We start from the raw sequence: 17,809 nt of genomic DNA, 5'->3' as shown, positions 1-17,809 counted from the left end.
TGAACAGGCGTCATTATAATGACGCTATCAGTAAATGCTACGTTATCCGTTGATTATCCTGCGACGCTCGCAAAGAATTTTTGATAATCGGTCGCTGCAAGAACGTTTTCGAGATTCGCCACCAGCTCGCGCAGCCCTTTATCGTCCTCGATTGTAAAGCGACTGAAGACCGTACTGTCGATATCCAGAACGCCAATAATCTGATTTTTTACCACCAGCGGAAGGACGATTTCCGAATTACTGGCCGCATCGCAGGCAATATGTCCGTCAAAGGCGTGGACATCTTCTACGCGCTGAACCTGGTTGGTTGCAACGGCAGTACCACACACGCCTCGTCCTACCGGAATTCGCACGCAGGCGATTTTCCCCTGGAATGGCCCAAGCACCAGTTCATCACCTTCCAGAAGGTAGAAACCGGCCCAGTTCACATCAGAAAGACGTTCAAACAGTAATGCACTTGTATTTGCCAGAGTGGCTAAGAAGCTGGTTTCACCTGCCATCAATGCCGTAAAATCGCGGTTAAGATCCGCGTAGAATTCTGTTTTGTTCATTCTTCAATCACTTAGTTGTCTTACAAAATTACCGCATAGCCTATTAAAATAAGCATTAAATGCGCTCATGCTCAAGATGAATCCGATCATGAGTTAATATAACCTTCAACAATACTTATCTGTGCGCATCTGATGGCCTTAAAAACAACCAAAATTACGCCGACAAAAAAGATCACCGTCCATACGGTAAGCGAAGCACTGCCGCGTGCACATTATCAGCGTTGTCCGCAGTGCGATACGCTTTTTATGTTGCCGAAGATGAAATCGCATCAAAGTGCCTTTTGTCCACGCTGTGACGCCAAAATCCGTGACGGACGCGACTGGTCATTAACGCGGCTTGCTGCCATGGCGGTCACCATGCTGCTGCTGATGCCGTTTGCCTGGAGTGAGCCTCTCTTGAAGCTCTACCTTCTTGGCGTACGTATTGATGCAAACCTTCTGCAGGGCATCTGGCAAATGACGCGACAGGGCGACCCTCTCACCGGTGCAATGGTGCTGTTTTGTACGGTGGGTGCGCCTCTGGTGCTGGTCGCCGCAATTGCCTATTTGTGGCTCGGAAACATTCTTGGCATGAATCTGCGTCCCGTCTTACTGATGCTCGATAAGCTTAAAGAGTGGGTGATGCTGGATATCTATTTAGTCGGCATCGGCGTTGCGTCGATCAAAGTACAGGATTACGCCTTTTTGCAGCCCGGCATTGGACTCTTCGCCTTCATTTCGCTGGTATTGCTCAGCATTTTGACGTTGATTCATCTGAATGTTGAGCAGCTGTGGGAGAGGTTTTATCCCCAACGCCCAGCCACGCGTCCGGATGAAAACCTGCGGGTTTGCCTGGGATGCCACTACACTGGATTACCGGAATCACGTGGACGCTGCCCTCGCTGTCATATCCCGTTGAGGCTGCGTCGTCACAATAGCCTGCAAAAATGCTGGGCGGCGCTGATTGCCTCAATGGTATTCCTGATCCCGGCCAACATGTTGCCGATATCAATTATTTACGTGAATGGTGCGCGTCAGGAGGATACTATCCTCTCCGGGATCGTCTCTCTCGCGCACAGTAATATCGGAGTGGCAGCCATCGTCTTTATCGCCAGTATTTTGGTGCCATTTACGAAAGTGGTGGTGATGTTTACGCTGCTTATCAGCATTCACTTTAAATGTGAGCAAGGACTACGTACCCGTATCCTGCTCCTGAGATTTGTCACCTGGATTGGCCGCTGGTCCATGTTGGATCTGTTTGTCATTTCATTGATGATGTCGCTGATCAATCGCGACCAGCTACTTGCTTTTACGATGGGACCCGCAGCTTTTTATTTCGGCTCCGCGGTGATATTGACTATTCTTGCTGTGGAATGGCTTGATAGCCGCTTACTTTGGGATGCACATGAGTCAGGAAACGCCCGCTTCGCCGACTGAAGCGAGAATTAAAACAAAACGCCGCATTTCGCCATTCTGGTTGCTGCCTGTCATCGCGTTGATGATTGCAGGCTGGCTTATCTGGACGAGCTATGAGGATCGCGGTGATACCATCACCATTGATTTCCAGTCTGCCGACGGCATTGTCGCCGGAAGAACCCCCGTGCGCTTCCAGGGCGTGGAGGTCGGTACTGTCGAGGACATCAGGCTCGGAAAAGGACTGAACAAAATTCAGGTACGAGCCAGCATCAAGTCCGATATGCAAGACGCGCTGCGCAGCGAAACGCAGTTCTGGCTGGTGACGCCAAAAGCGTCCCTGGCTGGCGTGTCCGGGCTGGATGCACTCGTAGGCGGAAACTATATCGGTATGATGCCGGGCAAAGGTGAACCGCAGGATCACTTTGTCGCGCTGGATACTCAGCCGAAGTACCGCCTCAATAACGGGGATTTGATGATCCACCTGCAGTCGCCGGATCTCGGTTCATTGAACAGCGGATCGCTGGTCTATTTCCGTAAGATTCCGGTTGGCCGTGTCTACGATTACGCGATTAACCCCAACAAACAGGGCGTGACCATCGACGTTCTGATTGAACGACGCTTTACCAATCTGGTGAAAAAAGGCAGCCGATTCTGGAATGTTTCCGGCGTGGATGCCGACGTCAGCTTGAGCGGTGCAAAGGTAAAACTTGAGAGCCTGGCTGCGCTGGTGAATGGCGCTATCGCATTCGACTCCCCTGAAAACTCAAAGACGGCGTCGGCAGATGACACGTTCGGGCTGTATGCCGACCTTGCGCATAGCCAGCGTGGCGTAATCGTCAAGCTCGCCCTGCCCGATGCCAAAGGGCTGAAGGCCGGTTCGACCCCGCTCATGTATCAGGGATTACAGGTCGGGCAGCTCACAAAAATGACGCTCAATCCGGGGGGGTCCGTTACCGGAGAGATGACCGTTGACCCGAGCGTGGTGGATCTGCTGCGTGAGAAAACCCGTATCGAAATGCGCAGCCCAAAACTGTCGCTCAGCGATGCCAGCATCAGCAGCTTATTAACTGGCAGCACCTTTGAGCTGATCCCTGGCGAAGGCCAGCCGAGCAATAGTTTTGTTATTGCCCCAGCAGACAAAGCGCTTTTACAAAAACCCGGCGTAGTGACGGTCACGCTTACAGCCCCAGAAAGCTACGGCATCGAGGCCGGTCAGCCGCTGATTTTACATGGCGTGCAGGTCGGTCAAGTGCTGGAACGCACGCTGTCGGAAAAAGGGGTCAGTTTCGCTGTCGCCATCGATCCGAAATACAGCGACTTAGTGCATGGCGACAGCAAGTTCGTGGTCAATAGCCGCGTCGACGTGAAGGTAGGGCTTGATGGCGTAGAGTTCCTCGGCGCCAGCGCCAGCGAATGGGTTAACGGCGGGATCCGTATTTTGCCCGGCGACAAAGGCCCAATGCGTGAAAATTATCCGCTCTATGCCAACCTAGATAAAGCGATTGAAAACAGCCTGAGCGATCTGCCGACCACCACGCTGACGTTAAGCGCTGAGACGCTGCCAGACGTTCAGGCCGGGTCCGTTGTGCTCTATCGCAAGTTTGAGGTCGGGGAAGTGATTACCGTGCGCCCTCACGCGGACGCGTTTGATATCGAGCTTCACATCAAGCCGGAGTATCGCAAATTACTCACCGCAAACAGCGTGTTCTGGGCTGAGGGCGGAGCAAAGGTTCAGCTTAACGGCAGCGGGCTGACCGTCCAGGCCTCCCCTCTTTCCCGTGCGCTGCGAGGGGCAATAAGCTTTGATAACCTGAACGGTGCGGGCGGGAACATGCGCAAGGGCGACAAGCGCATTTTATTCCCGTCGGAAACCGCAGCGCGTGCCGTGGGCGGGCAGATTACCCTTCACGCCTTTGATGCGGGGAAACTGGCCGAAGGGATGCCGATTCGCTATCTTGGCATTGATATCGGCCAGATCCAGAAGCTGACGCTGATTACCGCCCGTAATGAGGTGCAGGCCACTGCCGTGCTCTATCCCGAGTACGTTCAGACCTTCGCCCGCACGGGTTCACGGTTCTCGGTGGTCACACCGCAAATCTCTGCCGCAGGCGTTGAGCACCTCGACACCATTCTGCAGCCGTACATTAACGTCGAACCGGGCCGGGGCAACGCGCGCCGTGATTTCGAACTGCAGGAAGCGACTATTACCGACTCACGCTATCTTGATGGCCTGAGCATTGTGGTAGAAGTGCCGGAAGCCGGTTCCCTCAATATCGGCACGCCGGTACTGTTTCGCGGTATTGAAGTGGGTACGGTGACGGGCCTGAATCTGGGTACGCTGTCCGATCGCGTGATGGTGTCGTTGCGCATCAGCGAGCGCTATCAGCATCTGGTCCGTAACAACTCGGTATTCTGGTTAGCTTCCGGGTATTCGCTGGACTTTGGTCTGACGGGGGGAGTGGTGAAAACCGGTACCTTCAATCAGTTTATTCGCGGCGGGATCGCCTTCGCGACGCCTCCGGGTACGCCGCTGGCACCGAAAGCACAGCCAGGTAAACATTTCCTGCTGCTCGAAAGTGAACCCAAAGAATGGCGTGGATGGGGCACCGCACTGCCGCGTTAATCTCCCAGGCTCCGGCGTGAACGCGCCGGAGCCTTTATGCTACACTGCGCACCTGAATTTTTCCCTGTGGTGTGCCCGTGGCCCAAAACTCCGTTTTTCTTCCTGAACAGTTCCTGGCGCAAATGCGCGAGGCGCTTCCTTCTCACCTCTCTTTCGATGATTTTATCGCCGCCTGTCAGCGCCCGTTGCGTCGCAGCATTCGCGTTAACACGCTAAAAATTAGCGTTGATGCATTCCTTGAACTGGTTTCTCCTTATCACTGGCAGCTGACGCCGGTGCCGTGGTGCGAGGAAGGGTTCTGGATCGAACGTGATGACGATGCATCTTTACCGCTGGGAAGTACCGCTGAACATCTGAGCGGCCTGTTTTATATTCAGGAAGCCAGCTCGATGCTGCCCGTCGCCGCGCTGTTCGCGGATGGCCATACCCCAGAGCGTGTACTGGACGTTGCGGCCGCGCCCGGATCGAAAACAACGCAGATTGCGGCGCGCATGGGGAATCGGGGCGCCATTCTTGCCAACGAGTTTTCAGCCAGTCGTGTAAAAGTGCTGCACGCCAACATCAGCCGCTGCGGTATTCATAACGTTGCCCTGACCCACTTCGACGGCCGCGTGTTCGGTACCGCCCTGCCGGAAGCCTTCGATGCCATTCTGCTTGACGCTCCCTGCTCCGGCGAAGGGGTGGTGCGTAAAGATCCCGATGCCTTAAGGAACTGGTCTGTCGAAAGCAACCTTGAGATCGCCGCCACGCAGCGTGAACTGATCGACAGCGCGTTTCATGCCCTGCGCCCGGGCGGTACACTGGTGTATTCCACCTGCACCCTCAACCGCGATGAAAATGAAAAGGTCTGCCTGTGGCTGAAAGCACAGTACCCGCACGCGGTGGAGTTTCTGCCGCTTGCTGATTTGTTTACCGCGGCACATGAGGCCGTCACTCCTGAAGGATTCCTGCACGTTTTTCCGCAGATATATGATTGCGAAGGGTTCTTTGTGGCACGTCTGCGCAAAACGCAGGCGATTGATCCCCTGCCAGCACCAACATTCAAGGTGGGTAAGTTCCCGTTTGCGCCGCTCAAAGGTCGCGAGGCTGCACACGCTGAAGAAGCTGCGAATAAGGTCGGACTCACCTGGGATGACAGCCTGCGTCTCTGGATGCGGGACAAAGAAATTTGGCTCTTCCCAGCCAATATTGAGCCGTTGATTGGCAAAGTACGTTTCTCCCGCCTCGGTATTCGCCTGGCAGAGACCCACAACAAAGGCTATCGCTGGCAGCACGAAGCGGTTATTGCGCTGGCCGGACGTGAAAACACCTTCGCACTGACGCATCAGGAGGCGGAAGAGTGGTACAGAGGGCGTGACGTTTACCCTGAAAGCACGCCTTCGCGTAATGAAGTGATTGTGACTTATCAAGGGTATCCGTTGGGGCTGGCGAAAAAGGTGGGATCACGGCTGAAAAACAGCTACCCCCGCGAGCTGGTGCGCGATGGGCGTCTGTTTACCGGTAACGATCGCACCGCCTGAAAAAAGCGCACGTTTTTACTGGCGATTTTGCTCTCCTTGTCTAGGATCAAAAATGGATGGCTGCACTGGTCATACCAGATTTCACCCCTAACCCGGAGAGCACTATGACGAAAACCAGCGTGCGTATTGGCGCTTTTGAAATCGACGACGCTGAATTGCGCGGCGAAGCACAAGGCGATCGAACGTTAAGTATTCCCTGCAAATCCGATCCGGATTTGTGCATGCAGCTCGATGCCTGGGATGCCGACACCAGCGTTCCGGCAATCCTTGATGGCGAACACTCAGTCCTTTACCGTGAGCACTACGATCGTCACAACGACGCTTGGGTCCTGCGCCTTGCATGACCTAAAGAGAACCCGCCCGAAGGCGGGTTATTTATTACTGGAGCTGCGCCAGAGTAAAGTACCCGTCGAAAACAGCACCGGTATCAATATAGTGCAGATTGTTAAAATCATACCGTTTATCAAGGGGCGTATGCCCGAACCAAAAGTGATCCGCGCCCGCAATACCCTGCCCTTTTCCTGCCATGAAGTCCATTAACCGATCGCGATCCCAGAGCACACGCTGAGCACTTACCGGTTTATTCCACACGTACTCTAAGGCTGGATAATCCGCGTGAGCGACGACGTTCAGACCGTTGGCACATTCAATTTCAATGATATGCGGTAATTCCTGGCACGCTTCAATTAACGTTAGCGCTTGTTTTTTCTGGTTGTCATCAAGCCTCGAAAACCAAATACCTCCATTCAGTGTCCAGAGTGCGAAGTCATTATATTTCAGCGCATAAAGCGCCATTTGTTCGTGATTTCCGCGCACCGCTCGAAACCATTTTTCCTTCATCAGTTGCAAACACTTTATGCTGTCCGGACCACGGTCAATCAGATCCCCAACGGAAATCAGCAGATCCTCATAAGGGTTAAAATGACGACGCTTGAGTTCGTCCATAAGCCATTGATAGCAGCCGTGTATATCACTCACTACCCAGACATGACGCCAGCAATCCCCGTCTAATTTCTGATACATATGGCCTCCTGTTTAGAGTATAGCTGCCCACGAAAATGACGTTCAGCGGTGTCGGTTGATACAAAGCCAAACAAACCATCAACCAAACGGAAATAAAGATCCCCGCGCTCTTAAACCCTTATTAAGGGCCCTCTAGAATAGAGCTTAATAAAATGAGAGGTTTCCCGTGTCAAACATACACCTGCAAAATGATGTATTATTTCCACATCGCACACATATTATTTCCGAGCTGGTGAAAGGAAAAATCGTTCCGGGTCCGATCTGGCAGAAACGTGACTATCGGTTAAAATTTCTTTTCCGCTCGCTTTTATTTTGGTCTTCTACCCATCGCATGTTGGAAGCCCTTTGCGGTCGTGACGATTTTGATCGCCTGCTGGCCTCTCAAATCACCCTGCCGAGCAAAACCCATCGCCAGTATCTGATGCGCGGCCTGAACGCTGGCGATCGTGCCGACGCCATCGTCAGCCACTATCAGTGGATTGACGGTCTGCAAGACGTTGCGCTCGCCCACGCGCTGACAAGCCCAAAAGAGCAAGCAGTTGTGCAGTTTCAGGCCAGGAACGATGAAACCTATTCCGTCAACGCCTCTTCGGCCTTTAGCGCCGAACGTGAGGGTGAAAGCACATTATGGCTGCGAGACGGTGAGAATACCCTGCTTGCAAGCCTGACGTTTAGCGTTGCCCGCAGCAACAGCCAGCGGGTGATGGTGATAGGTGGTTTACAGGGGCCTCGGCGCAGCGTAACGCGTGAAACGATTAAACAGGCCACCCGCGCGTGTCATGGTCTGTTTCCGAAACGCGTGTTGATGGAGGTTCTCTTCCAGCTGGCCGCGCAGTCATCTATCCGGGCTATTTTTGCCGTCAGCGATGAGGGCCACGTTTTCCGCGCGCTGCGATACCGCCTAAGCAAGGGGCGTCATTTCCACGCCAGTTATGATGAATTCTGGGAAAGCCTTGACGGTAAAAAGCTCTCCTCCTTCTGCTGGCAACTGCCGCTACAGATGGAGCGCAAAACTCTTGAAGAGATTGCCAGTAAAAAACGGGCGGAGTATCGCCGTCGCTTCGAGTTACTGGATCACATTGAGGCGTCGATAAAAATACGCTTTCGCACCCGCTAAGGCCAGATACACCCGGACTTAAGAAACGGTCTAATGTTACCTGCCGTACCGCGGTAGGGGTAAGCACGCGCTGTAGTGATTTACTGAATTAGCTGCCTTTAAATGTTTCGGCACAGCTATAAGCGAAGAGTAGAAGTTTGGGGATTATGTCTTTTCTATACTTACCAGCCCTGCCACTCGGTGGGGCTTTTGCCAGACTTTTCTTTTAAAGGCTCATCCTGTTTTTCGGCAAAGGTATTTACCTTTAATGACACCTTCAAAAAAGCGGCCTTTGGATTTTGCTGTTAAGAAGTCATTATGCGTTTTTCCAGACACTTTAATGTACTGATAAGTCCCTGAATCGACAAAAGCCACCTCCAGCACTTTTTCTGATGAATAATAGCTAATAGATTTGATTCTTGATGATGTGACTGTCTGAAAGTGCATCTTATTTCCTTGTTGTTAACTTCTTATCTTACCCATTGTACACCCATCGATGTCTTTCAGGTCTGTTTCACAAAAATGGTTTGTGTAAATTTTCCGACTGTAATGTGAGATACATACCATCCAGCAGGGTTTCAGCCCAACTGTACCCAAAATCGCACTTCTTTCTCACATCTCTTTCGGAACCTTAGTGACGGCATAGTGTCAAACAAATACACTCAGCAAAAAAGGTTCGTTATGACAACGTTTATCATCGCTACAACTGTGGTTTTCGGATTGATGGTTTTGAGTCTGGTCAAAGTTGGGGTCAGCGCATCGAATAATCCTGATGATTTTTAATGTATTCAAAACATTATAACGTCTTTGTTGACCGTAAATTTAGAGCACACAAAGCCACATACTATCGTATCGCTGCCCGCTCCGTTCTCGATCAGACTTCCAGCCTGCGCCCACTGCAGGTGTAGGTTTTTGACGCCTTCCGCTGATTCGATCCTTTTCCCTCACTGTCGCCAAGCGCGGACGTTTCCTCAGCCACAAAATTTTAACAATGACAAAAAAATACCTGGACGCACGCAGTGCAGAGTATGTTATGGTTTAGAAAGGATATGGAATGTCCGAATGATTTTCGGGGAATTTCGTGTTTAAACCGAATAACCTCTTATAAAACATACAGATAAAAAGAGACCGAATACGATTCCTGTATTCGGTCCAGGGAAATGGCTCTTGGGAGAGAGCCGTGCGCTAAAAGTTGGCATTAATGCAGGCTCAATCGCCTTGCCTTTTAAGAATAGATGACGACGCCAGGTTTTCCAGTCCACAGCTAAAGTGGCCTGAAAAAAAGCGTTAGAACATCATTTAAAACGAAAAACCGCAGTGCTTTTGCAAGCATCTGCGGTTTTTTATTGGAAACTCGAACGCTAGCAAAGCTTGTCGGCGCGCTCGATAAACGGTGCCAGGCTCATTTTCTGCCCCGGATTTGCTGGGTCGTCAATCTGGATGACGCTTATCGGCTGTCCGCTGCTCTTACCGCTGGCGACCTGCTGTATAGCGGTGTCGTTTAACGGATATTGCACGAGGGTGCTTGGGTTGATCGCGTACAGCGCATGGTCCGGACGGCAGGTCAACATCACCTCTTCGCGGTTGAACGCCCATTTGTCCTTGCCCACTTCAAAACGGCTGACGGTGATGACCTGCGGTGCAGCCAGCGCACTGCCCGTGCAGACCAGCAATAAAAGAGAAAGTACTGTCTTTTTCATATGATAGTTAACCTTGTCAAAAGGGTTCCCAGGTCGCAAACAGACTGACCGTAGCCAGCACCAACGCACCCAGCACCACCTCTGCCTGTGTCATCCTGATAAATATCTGTTGTTCTCGCCCGGCTCCCGTTTGAAACCGTGGCACAAGAAAATACCGATTCACCAGCGCAATTACCACCATCAATCCCACCAGCGCACATTTGAACAACAGAAGTTGCACATAATCCGTGTTCCAGGACACCCTAAATCCAGTAATAAAAAGCGCATTAATGATGCCGGTTAGCATCACACCCGCAACGGCGTAATGTCCAACGCGGGAAAAACGCATCATGGTATAGATTGCTGACATCTGCCAGTGCCCTTTCGCTAGACGCATGCAAAACAGCAAAGGAAGCAATCCGCCGACCCAGGTCGCGGCGCATAGCAGGTGAACGGCATGATTAAGGCGCTGCAATGCTCCCGTAACGCCTTCATTCATCGCTGCATGTCCAACTCCTGCCAGCAGGACAAACTGGCCCATAGCGAGCAGCAACAGCCGCGAGCCTTTCTGTGGCGCAAGCCATGCAGCCCCAGCAGTGATAGCCGCCAGGATAATTTGCCACAGCCAAACGCTACCAAACTGCGTATTCAGAACGCTGCGCCAGATACCCGGGATGAAGACATCGCTCCAGCCGTTACCCATCAGCCCGCCCTGGATCCCCAACATCAGGAGCGCAGACGTCAGGCTTATGAGAGCAGCAATTTTCTGCTGTCGCTGGAAGCGCCGCGTCATTAATCGTTGTAGGGAGGATGGCGCAAACCAGACGCTGTAGAGCGCGTTGCCAAAAATAAGCATCAGCGCCCCAAAATGGATAAAGCGCAGCACCACGTAAACTAACGCCAGCATATTATTTCACGCTAAAGTGATAGCTGCCCTTGGTTTTGTGACCATCCACCGACACCACGTGCCAGTCCACCTGGTACGTACCGCTCGCCAGCGTCTGTTCCAGCGAAACGATAAGCTGTGCCTTGTCTTTTTCGTCACGCTTCACAGCGCCCGTTTTGATCGTCTGCTGGCGCGCATCGTTCACGACTACGCCGCTAAAGCCCGGTTCGATCCCTTCGGAGAAAGTAAGAGTAAGCGCCTGCGGAGCCGTCACCTGAGAATTCGCGGCCGGTGATTGCTGTTGAAGGTGAGCATGCGCAAATACTGCGGGTGCCATGGCTGAAGAGACGAGAAAAGTCAGTGCGCAAACGATACGGGACGTGGAGAACCCCATCACAATCATTCCTTTTTGTTATGCCTGTATGGCAAAGAATAACTCTGTATAATAAGCGAGTCGAGGATCATCCTGCCTCCGCTTGTCATCGTCGTGCAATCGCGGTAACGTTGCCGCCGCATAAAAAGGAGAAGGTAATGAAGATCAATCTGGCCGCCCTTCCTCAGGACGAGATGGACAAAGTGAATGTCGATCTCGCTGCCGCTGGCGTCGCATTTAAAGAGCGTTACAACATGCCCATCGTGGCAGAAGTGGTTGAACGCGAGCAACCTGCTCATCTGCGGGACTGGTTCCGTGAACGCTTAATCGCGCATCGCCTCGCATCCGTCAATTTGTCTCGTTTGCCCTACGAACCTAAGGTTAAATAAGCTTAACGACGCGTTACATTTCCTTACACGGATTATGGCAGGATAAGAAAACCCTGATGAATTTAGGTGTATTCTTAAATCCCAGCGACTCAGTGTATAAGGAAGTCACGATGTCACGATGGAATATTGCGGCAGCTCAGTATGCCGGTCAGCACAACAATGTCGATGAGCACGTTTTACATCATCTCCGTTTTATTGAGGAAGCGGCGCACCAGCAGTGCGATTTGCTGGTCTTCCCTGAACTTTCGTTAACGGGCCCAGGCAAGGGAGCTTTGCCCCCGCCACCAGACGATCTCCAGCTTGCTCCACTTCTTCACGCCGCTCAGTCATTAAATATTACCGTTATTGCCGGCACGACGCTCATCCATGACGGCCAAAGGCAAAAGGGACTTGCCCTCTTCACGCCCAATATTGATAGCATCCGCCGCTATCCCCAGGGCAGCGGTGCGAGCCTGATCCCAGGCGATAAGCAGCTCAGCATTATTGATATCCAGTCGGATTCTCCCAACCTCGATCCCGACGCAACGCTGTTTACCAGCTGTCAGGCGGTAGGCGATCACCGCTGGCGACAGTCCATCAATACCTTGCAGCGCTTTGCTCACAAATACGCCATTGCGGTGCTAATGGCTAACGCCCGCAGCGGCAGTGCACTATGGGATGACAAAGGTCAGCTTATCGTTCGCGCGGATACGGGCGAACTGTTATTAACAGGATCTCTCGGTAGACAGGGTTGGCAAGGCGATATCATTCCTTTAGGCTAAGCGTTTTATGGTCAGGAGCGATCAATGCTGCGCGTCATCGACACCGAAACTTGCGATCTTCAGGGCGGAATTGTGGAAGTGGCTTCTGTCGACGTTATTGACGGAAAGATAGTCAACCCAATGAGTCACCTGGTGCGTCCCGACCGCCCAATTAGCCCACAGGCAATGGCGATCCATCGGATTACGGAATCCATGGTGGCGGACAAGCCGTGGATAGAAGAGATTATCCCGAACTATTATGGGAGCGCCTGGTACGTGGCGCATAACGCCAGCTTTGACCGTCGGGTATTGCCGGAAATGCCCGGCGAATGGATTTGCACCATGAAGCTGGCGCGCCGCCTGTGGCCGGGGATCAAATACAGCAATATGGCGCTGTATAAATCCCGCAAGCTCAGCGTCAGAACTCCTGAAGGGCTGCACCATCACCGCGCCTTGTATGATTGCTACATCACCGCGGCGTTGCTGATTGATATCATGACTATCTCTGGCTGGACGCCGGATGATATGGCGACGATTACCGGGCGTCCCGCGCTGATGACGACATTCACCTTTGGCAAATACCGCGGTAGAGCGGTTTCTGATATCGCCGATAAAGATCCGGGCTATTTGCGCTGGCTGTACAACAACCTGGACAAAATGAGCCCGGAACTTCGCTTAACCCTGAAGCACTACCTGGGCGAAGCTTAACGTTCGGCACGGCCTGGCAGCGTATCCTGCGCCAGGCCAATCAGAAAGGCATATTCCAGAGCCACCCCTTCATAGGATTTAAACCGGCCCGATTTTCCGCCGTGCCCGGAGTCCATATCAGTGCATAGCAGCAGCAGATTGTCGTCCGTTTTCAATTCCCGCAGTTTAGCCACCCATTTCGCCGGTTCCCAGTATTGCACCTGTGAATCGTGCAGCCCGGTCGTGACCAGCATGTGCGGATAGGCTTTGGCTTCTACGTTATCGTACGGGCTGTACTCTTTCATATAGCGGTAATAGCGCTCATCCTGGGGGTTGCCCCACTCCTCAAATTCCCCGGTCGTCAGCGGAATCGACTCATCCAGCATCGTGGTTACAACGTCAACAAAGGGCACCTGAGCAACAATGCCTTTGAAGCGTTCAGGGCGTTGATTGATAACAGCCCCCATCAACATGCCGCCTGCGCTCCCTCCCATGCCAAAGCAGAGCCCAGGATCGCCGTAGCCTTGTTCGATAAGCGCGTCGCAGACGTCGAGGTAGTCATTGAAGGTATTTTTCTTTTTCAGGAATTTACCGTCTTCGTACCACTGCTGCCCAAGCTCGCCCCCGCCGCGAATATGTGCGATAGCAAAAACGAATCCGCGATCGAGAAGGCTGAGCCTGCTGCCGCTGAAATCCGCATCCATACTCGAGCCATATGAGCCGTAGCCATAGACCAGAATCGGATTTTTACCTTTCTGGAAATGCGCCTTGTGATAGACCAGTGAAACAGGTACTTCCACTCCATCGCGGGCGGTGACCCAAAGATGCTCGCTGCGGTAGTTTTCGGACTCAAAACCGTTCACTTCAGCCTGTTTGATAACCTGCCGCTGCCCGGTGTCCATATCCAGTTCAAACAGGGTGTCCGGCATAGTCATTGATGAGTAGCCGTAGCGCAGCCGCGAGGATTCCGGTTCAGGGTTAAAGCCAATCCACGTGACGTAAGCCGGATCGTCGAATGCAATACCCACCACTTCACGCGTTTTGCGGTTAATCTGCCGCAGGCTGGTGAGCCCGCGCTGACGCTCCTCTACCACCAGCCAGTCGGTAAAGAGGGTAAAGCCTTCGAGCATTACCTGCTCCCGCGCGGGAATTAATACTTCCCACTTACGCTCATCGCGCACCTTGGTTTTATACAGGCCAAAGTTTTTGCCTTCACGGTTAGAGCGTAGGTAAAAGCTGTGTTGAAAATGGTCCAGGCTGTACTCATGATCCTTGCGGCGCGGCAGGAAGCAGAGCGGCTGCGCGTCGGGCAGTTCCGCATCCAGCAGCAGGACTTCTGACGTCGTGGCACTGGCGAGCGAGATAATGACATAGTGGCGCGAGGAGGTTTTATGCAGGCTGACGTAGAAGGTTTCGTCTTTCTCTTCATAAACCCGCTCATCTTCGCTGGACGATGTGCCGATGGTGTGACGCCAGACCTGATAAGGCAGTAGCGTTAAGGCATGCTTTTTGACGTAATAGATCGTTTCGGAATCGTTCGCCCAGATAAAATCAGGCGAGACGTTTTCCAGCATTTCGGGATACCAGTTGCCCGTTACCAGGTTGCGAAAACGCAGGCCGTACTGCCGACGAGAGAGGTAATCTTCCGCCAGAGCCATAATGGCGTTATCTGGGGAAATAGACATGCCGCCCAGGGTATAGAACTCGCTGTGGGCAGCCCGCTGGTTAGCATCCAACAGAATTTCCCAATCATCCCATTCGGCGCTTAAAACAGACTGCCGCTGATAGATAGGGTATTCATTTCCGGGTTCATAGACGTGGCGATAGCGGTAGCCGTTTCTGCTCCAGGGCGCAGAGATATCGCGCTGGGGAATACGTTGCACCATTTCATGCAGCAATTGTTCCTGCAGCGCCTGCTGGCTGGACATGACCTTGTGGCCGTAGTCATTTTCCTGATGCAGATAGTCGAGCACGTCAGGCTGCGAGCGCGTATCGTCCCGCAGCCAATAATAGTTGTCGATGCGCGTATCGCCATGCGTGGTGATCGCATAAGGCGTACGTCTGGCTTTTGGTGGCATGGCATGTTTCTTTTGAGTTTTACACCCTATAAGGGTGGCAAAACCCACGCATGATGCAAGCGAAACATGACCTTAAATGGCACTTAGGTGCCCTGTAGCGCCTGTTTTTGCTGCTTTATATCCTGCTCGATACCCTCGCGGACCTCCTGCGGAATTTTCAGGGCATCCCCCAGGGCATTCAGGTAGCTGCGCTCCATAAAGTGATCGACATCAATGGCGGCGCAGCTGAGGAAGTAGAGCTCCAGCGCCTCTTCCTCATTTTTAACGCTTTGCGCCAGACGCTGCGGATCGAGCGGCTGTTCAATAGCCTGAGCCACAAGCGATCTCCCCTGCTCTTCTACGCCCGCCTCGCTGAGCTGCTGTTCTATCGCCGCGCGTTCTTTATCGTCAATGTGCCCGTCGCTTTTCGCGGCAAACACCAGCGCAAGAATAAGGCGCTCCGTTCGGAGATCCATCGGCGAGGCATGCTGCCCAAACTGGGGTTCATCCTGATGCGCGGTACGGATTTTGTCCTTGTATTTATTCCACAGCACGGTGCCTGCGATGGCCCCCCCGCCGGCCAGCAGAGCACCGGTGCCATATTTTGCCAGCAGCTTACGGGAAGATTTGTTAGCAACCAGCAGACCCGCCAGACCGCCCAGCGCGCCCGGTACCAACAGCTTACTCAGCCCCTGCTCGCCGGAAGACGACGCTTTCTGACCTAACATGGATTGCAGTTGATTCAACCAGCCTGACATAGTTTCCCTCACTTAACGGTGAATATGCCTCCCAGCGTATGCGAGCGGGTGTCAGGAAATGTCTGGCAGGACTAAAGATGCGCAAATTTCTGCCTCTCTCTTTGGCCCCTGACAAGACAGACGCAAACGTTTTCGTTTATACTGCGCGCAACTTTTTCAAGGGGATGATTATGACTCTTTTAGGAACTGCGCTGCGGCCGGCAGCGACGCGCGTGATGCTGCTGGGTTCAGGCGAACTGGGCAAAGAAGTTGCCATTGAATGCCAGCGCTTAGGCGTTGAAGTGATTGCCGTGGACAGATACGCCGACGCGCCTGCGATGCATGTTGCTCACCGCGCGTATGTCATTAACATGCTGGATGGCGATGCCCTACGCGCGTTAATTACCCGTGAAAAGCCGGACTTTGTGGTCCCTGAAATTGAAGCTATCGCCACCGATACGCTGCTCGCCCTTGAGCAGGAAGGTCAGCGCGTGGTGCCTTGCGCCAAAGCCGCAAAGCTGACGATGAACCGCGAAGGGATCCGTCGCCTGGCGGCGGAAGAGCTGGCATTGCCCACGTCACGCTACCGTTTCGCTGGCGATAAGGCGGCCTTCCTGCAGGCTGTCGAGGAGATTGGCTACCCGTGCATTGTTAAGCCGGTGATGAGTTCATCCGGTAAAGGCCAGAGCTTTATTCGTGACAGCAGCACGCTGGATGCTGCCTGGGATTATGCCCAGCAGGGCGGGCGTGCTGGCGCCGGACGCGTGATTATTGAAGCCGTAGTGAAGTTTGATTTCGAAATTACCCTGCTCACCGTGAGTGCCGTAGATGGCGTCCACTTTTGCGACCCAATCGGTCATCGTCAGGAAGATGGCGATTACCGCGAGTCATGGCAGCCACAGCAGATGAGCAACCTGGCGCTGGAACGTGCGCAGGACATTGCCCGTAAAACGGTGCTGGCGCTGGGCGGATATGGTTTGTTCGGCGTGGAGCTGTTTGTCTGCGGTGACGAGGTTGTCTTCAGCGAAGTCTCCCCTCGTCCACACGACACCGGCATGGTGACGCTGATATCGCAGGATCTCTCTGAATTTGCCCTGCACGTGCGCGCCTTCCTCGGCCTGCCCGTTGGCGGCATTCGTCAATATGGTCCTGCGGCCTCGGCGGTGATCCTGCCGCAGTTAACCAGCCAGAACGTCACGTTTGATAACGTCGACCGCGCGGTGGGTGCGGGAGTACAGGTGCGTCTGTTTGGGAAACCGGAAATCGACGGTTCGCGTCGTCTTGGGGTAGCGTTAGCGACCGGGGACAACGCGGATGACGCGGTTGAGCGAGCCAAAAAAGCCGCCGCAGCGGTGAACGTCGCAGGATAAAAAAACGGGCCAAAAGGCCCGTTTTCATGCTATCAGGCGCTTACTGCTTCGCACCTTCAACTGCTTCACGCGCCAGTTTCGTAATGCGATCCCAGTCACCCGCTTCCAGCGCATCCGCCGGAACCAGCCATGAACCACCGATGCACAGCACGCTTTTCAGCGCCAGGTAGTCACGGTAGTTCGCCGGAGAAATACCGCCGGTTGGGCAGAAACGAACCTGCGAGAATGGACCCGCAATGGCCTGCAGCGCTTTGGTGCCGCCGTTCGCTTCAGCCGGGAAGAATTTGAATTCTTTCAGGCCGTAATCCATGCCCAGCATCAGCTCTGACACGGTGCTGATGCCCGGGATCAGTGGAATAGTCCCTTCCGTTGCCGCTTTCAGCAGAGGCTCGGTCAGGCCAGGGCTGATGGCAAACTGCGCGCCTGCTTCCGTGACTTCAGCCAGCTGCTGCGCGTTCAGCACGGTACCCGCACCAATAATCGCGTCCGGCACTTCTTTGGCGATCGCGCGGATAGCGTCCATCGCACACGCGGTGCGCAGGGTCACTTCCAGAACACGGACACCGCCGGCAACCAGCGCTTTCGCCATAGGGACGGCGTGCTCCAGTTTATTGACCACGATAACCGGCACGACAGGGCCAGTTGTCAGGATTGCTTCTGCACTTGTTTTCCAGTTTTTCATC

At 53.4% G+C, this 17,809-nt stretch carries 19 protein-coding genes; 10 read left to right on the top strand and 9 right to left on the bottom strand.

The window, feature by feature from the left end; genetic code table 11:
* Positions 1 to 53: 53 nt before the first annotated feature.
* On the bottom strand, positions 54 to 551 hold the full coding sequence (locus V5P19_RS03555; RefSeq protein WP_334400183.1) for a GAF domain-containing protein: 498 nt from the start codon (positions 549 to 551) through the stop codon (positions 54 to 56).
* Between the two features lie 132 nt (positions 552 to 683).
* On the opposite strand from V5P19_RS03555, the gene yebS reads away from it, so the two are divergent.
* From yebS to V5P19_RS03535, 4 genes are all read left to right on the top strand, one after another.
* Positions 684 to 1,967, top strand: coding sequence for a membrane integrity lipid transport subunit YebS (gene yebS, locus V5P19_RS03550; protein ID WP_334400181.1), 1,284 nt, complete (start codon positions 684 to 686; stop codon positions 1,965 to 1,967).
* The gene (locus V5P19_RS03545; RefSeq protein WP_334400179.1) at positions 1,936 to 4,569 is read left to right on the top strand and encodes an MlaD family protein; all 2,634 of its coding nucleotides are present in this window, start codon (positions 1,936 to 1,938) and stop codon (positions 4,567 to 4,569) included. The genes yebS and V5P19_RS03545 overlap by 32 nt, the downstream gene beginning before the upstream one ends.
* A 71-nt stretch (positions 4,570 to 4,640) precedes the next feature.
* Positions 4,641 to 6,089, top strand: a complete 1,449-nt coding sequence (rsmF, locus tag V5P19_RS03540; protein WP_334400177.1) for a 16S rRNA (cytosine(1407)-C(5))-methyltransferase RsmF — start codon at positions 4,641 to 4,643, stop codon at positions 6,087 to 6,089.
* Between the two features lie 104 nt (positions 6,090 to 6,193).
* Positions 6,194 to 6,433, top strand: coding sequence for a YebV family protein (locus V5P19_RS03535; protein WP_334400175.1), 240 nt, complete (start codon positions 6,194 to 6,196; stop codon positions 6,431 to 6,433).
* Positions 6,434 to 6,467: 34 nt separating this feature from the next.
* Here V5P19_RS03535 and pphA read toward each other — a convergent pair whose 3' ends face one another.
* Entirely contained in the window at positions 6,468 to 7,112 is a 645-nt protein-coding gene (gene pphA / locus V5P19_RS03530; RefSeq protein ID WP_334400173.1) for a protein-serine/threonine phosphatase, read from the bottom strand.
* A gap of 166 nt (positions 7,113 to 7,278) precedes the next feature.
* Here pphA and V5P19_RS03525 point away from each other — a divergent pair, with 166 nt between their 5' ends.
* A complete protein-coding gene (locus tag V5P19_RS03525; RefSeq protein ID WP_334400171.1) occupies positions 7,279 to 8,229 on the top strand; it encodes a VirK/YbjX family protein in 951 nt (316 codons plus the stop codon).
* Between the two features lie 213 nt (positions 8,230 to 8,442).
* On the opposite strand, the gene V5P19_RS03520 is transcribed toward V5P19_RS03525, so the two are convergent.
* Positions 8,443 to 8,655 carry a KTSC domain-containing protein gene (locus V5P19_RS03520; RefSeq protein WP_334400169.1) on the bottom strand — a complete coding sequence of 71 codons (213 nt, stop codon included), beginning with the start codon at positions 8,653 to 8,655 and terminating at the stop codon, positions 8,443 to 8,445.
* A gap of 234 nt (positions 8,656 to 8,889) precedes the next feature.
* Between V5P19_RS03520 and V5P19_RS24705 the strand changes: the two genes are divergently transcribed.
* Positions 8,890 to 8,991 (top strand): YnaM/YnfT family protein, encoded by a 102-nt coding sequence (locus tag V5P19_RS24705; protein WP_369077400.1) that lies wholly within the window; start codon positions 8,890 to 8,892, stop codon positions 8,989 to 8,991.
* Positions 8,992 to 9,569: 578 nt separating this feature from the next.
* Here the strand turns inward: V5P19_RS24705 and V5P19_RS03515 are convergent.
* From V5P19_RS03515 to yobA, 3 genes are read right to left on the bottom strand one after another with little or no spacing between them, the layout of a single operon-like run.
* Positions 9,570 to 9,908, bottom strand: a complete 339-nt coding sequence (locus V5P19_RS03515) for a YebY family protein (protein ID WP_334400167.1) — start codon at positions 9,906 to 9,908, stop codon at positions 9,570 to 9,572.
* 16 nt (positions 9,909 to 9,924) lie between these two features.
* Entirely contained in the window at positions 9,925 to 10,794 is an 870-nt protein-coding gene (copD, locus tag V5P19_RS03510) for a copper homeostasis membrane protein CopD (RefSeq protein ID WP_334400165.1), read from the bottom strand.
* 1 nt (position 10,795) lies between these two features.
* A complete protein-coding gene (gene yobA / locus V5P19_RS03505; RefSeq protein ID WP_334400163.1) occupies positions 10,796 to 11,167 on the bottom strand; it encodes a CopC domain-containing protein YobA in 372 nt (123 codons plus the stop codon).
* Positions 11,168 to 11,304: 137 nt separating this feature from the next.
* Between yobA and V5P19_RS03500 the strand changes: the two genes are divergently transcribed.
* The 3 genes from V5P19_RS03500 to exoX all read left to right on the top strand — a co-directional run bounded on the left by V5P19_RS03500 (position 11,305) and on the right by exoX (position 12,983).
* Positions 11,305 to 11,535, top strand: coding sequence for a DNA polymerase III subunit theta (locus V5P19_RS03500; RefSeq protein ID WP_013096102.1), 231 nt, complete (start codon positions 11,305 to 11,307; stop codon positions 11,533 to 11,535).
* Between the two features lie 110 nt (positions 11,536 to 11,645).
* The gene (locus tag V5P19_RS03495; protein WP_334400161.1) at positions 11,646 to 12,296 is read left to right on the top strand and encodes a nitrilase-related carbon-nitrogen hydrolase; all 651 of its coding nucleotides are present in this window, start codon (positions 11,646 to 11,648) and stop codon (positions 12,294 to 12,296) included.
* A gap of 24 nt (positions 12,297 to 12,320) precedes the next feature.
* On the top strand, positions 12,321 to 12,983 hold the full coding sequence (gene exoX, locus V5P19_RS03490; protein ID WP_334400159.1) for an exodeoxyribonuclease X: 663 nt from the start codon (positions 12,321 to 12,323) through the stop codon (positions 12,981 to 12,983).
* Here exoX and ptrB read toward each other — a convergent pair.
* On the bottom strand, positions 12,980 to 15,040 hold the full coding sequence (gene ptrB, locus V5P19_RS03485) for an oligopeptidase B (RefSeq protein ID WP_334400157.1): 2,061 nt from the start codon (positions 15,038 to 15,040) through the stop codon (positions 12,980 to 12,982). The genes exoX and ptrB overlap by 4 nt on opposite strands.
* 83 nt (positions 15,041 to 15,123) lie before the next feature.
* Positions 15,124 to 15,777, bottom strand: coding sequence for a tellurite resistance TerB family protein (locus V5P19_RS03480; RefSeq protein ID WP_334400155.1), 654 nt, complete (start codon positions 15,775 to 15,777; stop codon positions 15,124 to 15,126).
* Between the two features lie 170 nt (positions 15,778 to 15,947).
* Between V5P19_RS03480 and purT the strand changes: the two genes are divergently transcribed.
* Complete coding sequence (purT, locus tag V5P19_RS03475) at positions 15,948 to 17,126, top strand: formate-dependent phosphoribosylglycinamide formyltransferase (protein ID WP_334400153.1); 1,179 nt, start codon at positions 15,948 to 15,950, stop codon at positions 17,124 to 17,126.
* 40 nt (positions 17,127 to 17,166) lie between these two features.
* On the opposite strand, the gene kdgA is transcribed toward purT, so the two are convergent.
* Positions 17,167 to 17,808 carry a bifunctional 4-hydroxy-2-oxoglutarate aldolase/2-dehydro-3-deoxy-phosphogluconate aldolase gene (gene kdgA, locus V5P19_RS03470; RefSeq protein WP_014884307.1) on the bottom strand — a complete coding sequence of 214 codons (642 nt, stop codon included), beginning with the start codon at positions 17,806 to 17,808 and terminating at the stop codon, positions 17,167 to 17,169.
* Position 17,809 lies beyond the last annotated feature (1 nt).

Source organism: Enterobacter sp. UNJFSC 003, assembly GCF_036903355.1.
Lineage (GTDB): Bacteria > Pseudomonadota > Gammaproteobacteria > Enterobacterales > Enterobacteriaceae > Enterobacter.
The sequence above is the reverse complement of the archived record's forward strand: the minus strand, read 5'-3'. Positions and strand labels throughout refer to the sequence as shown.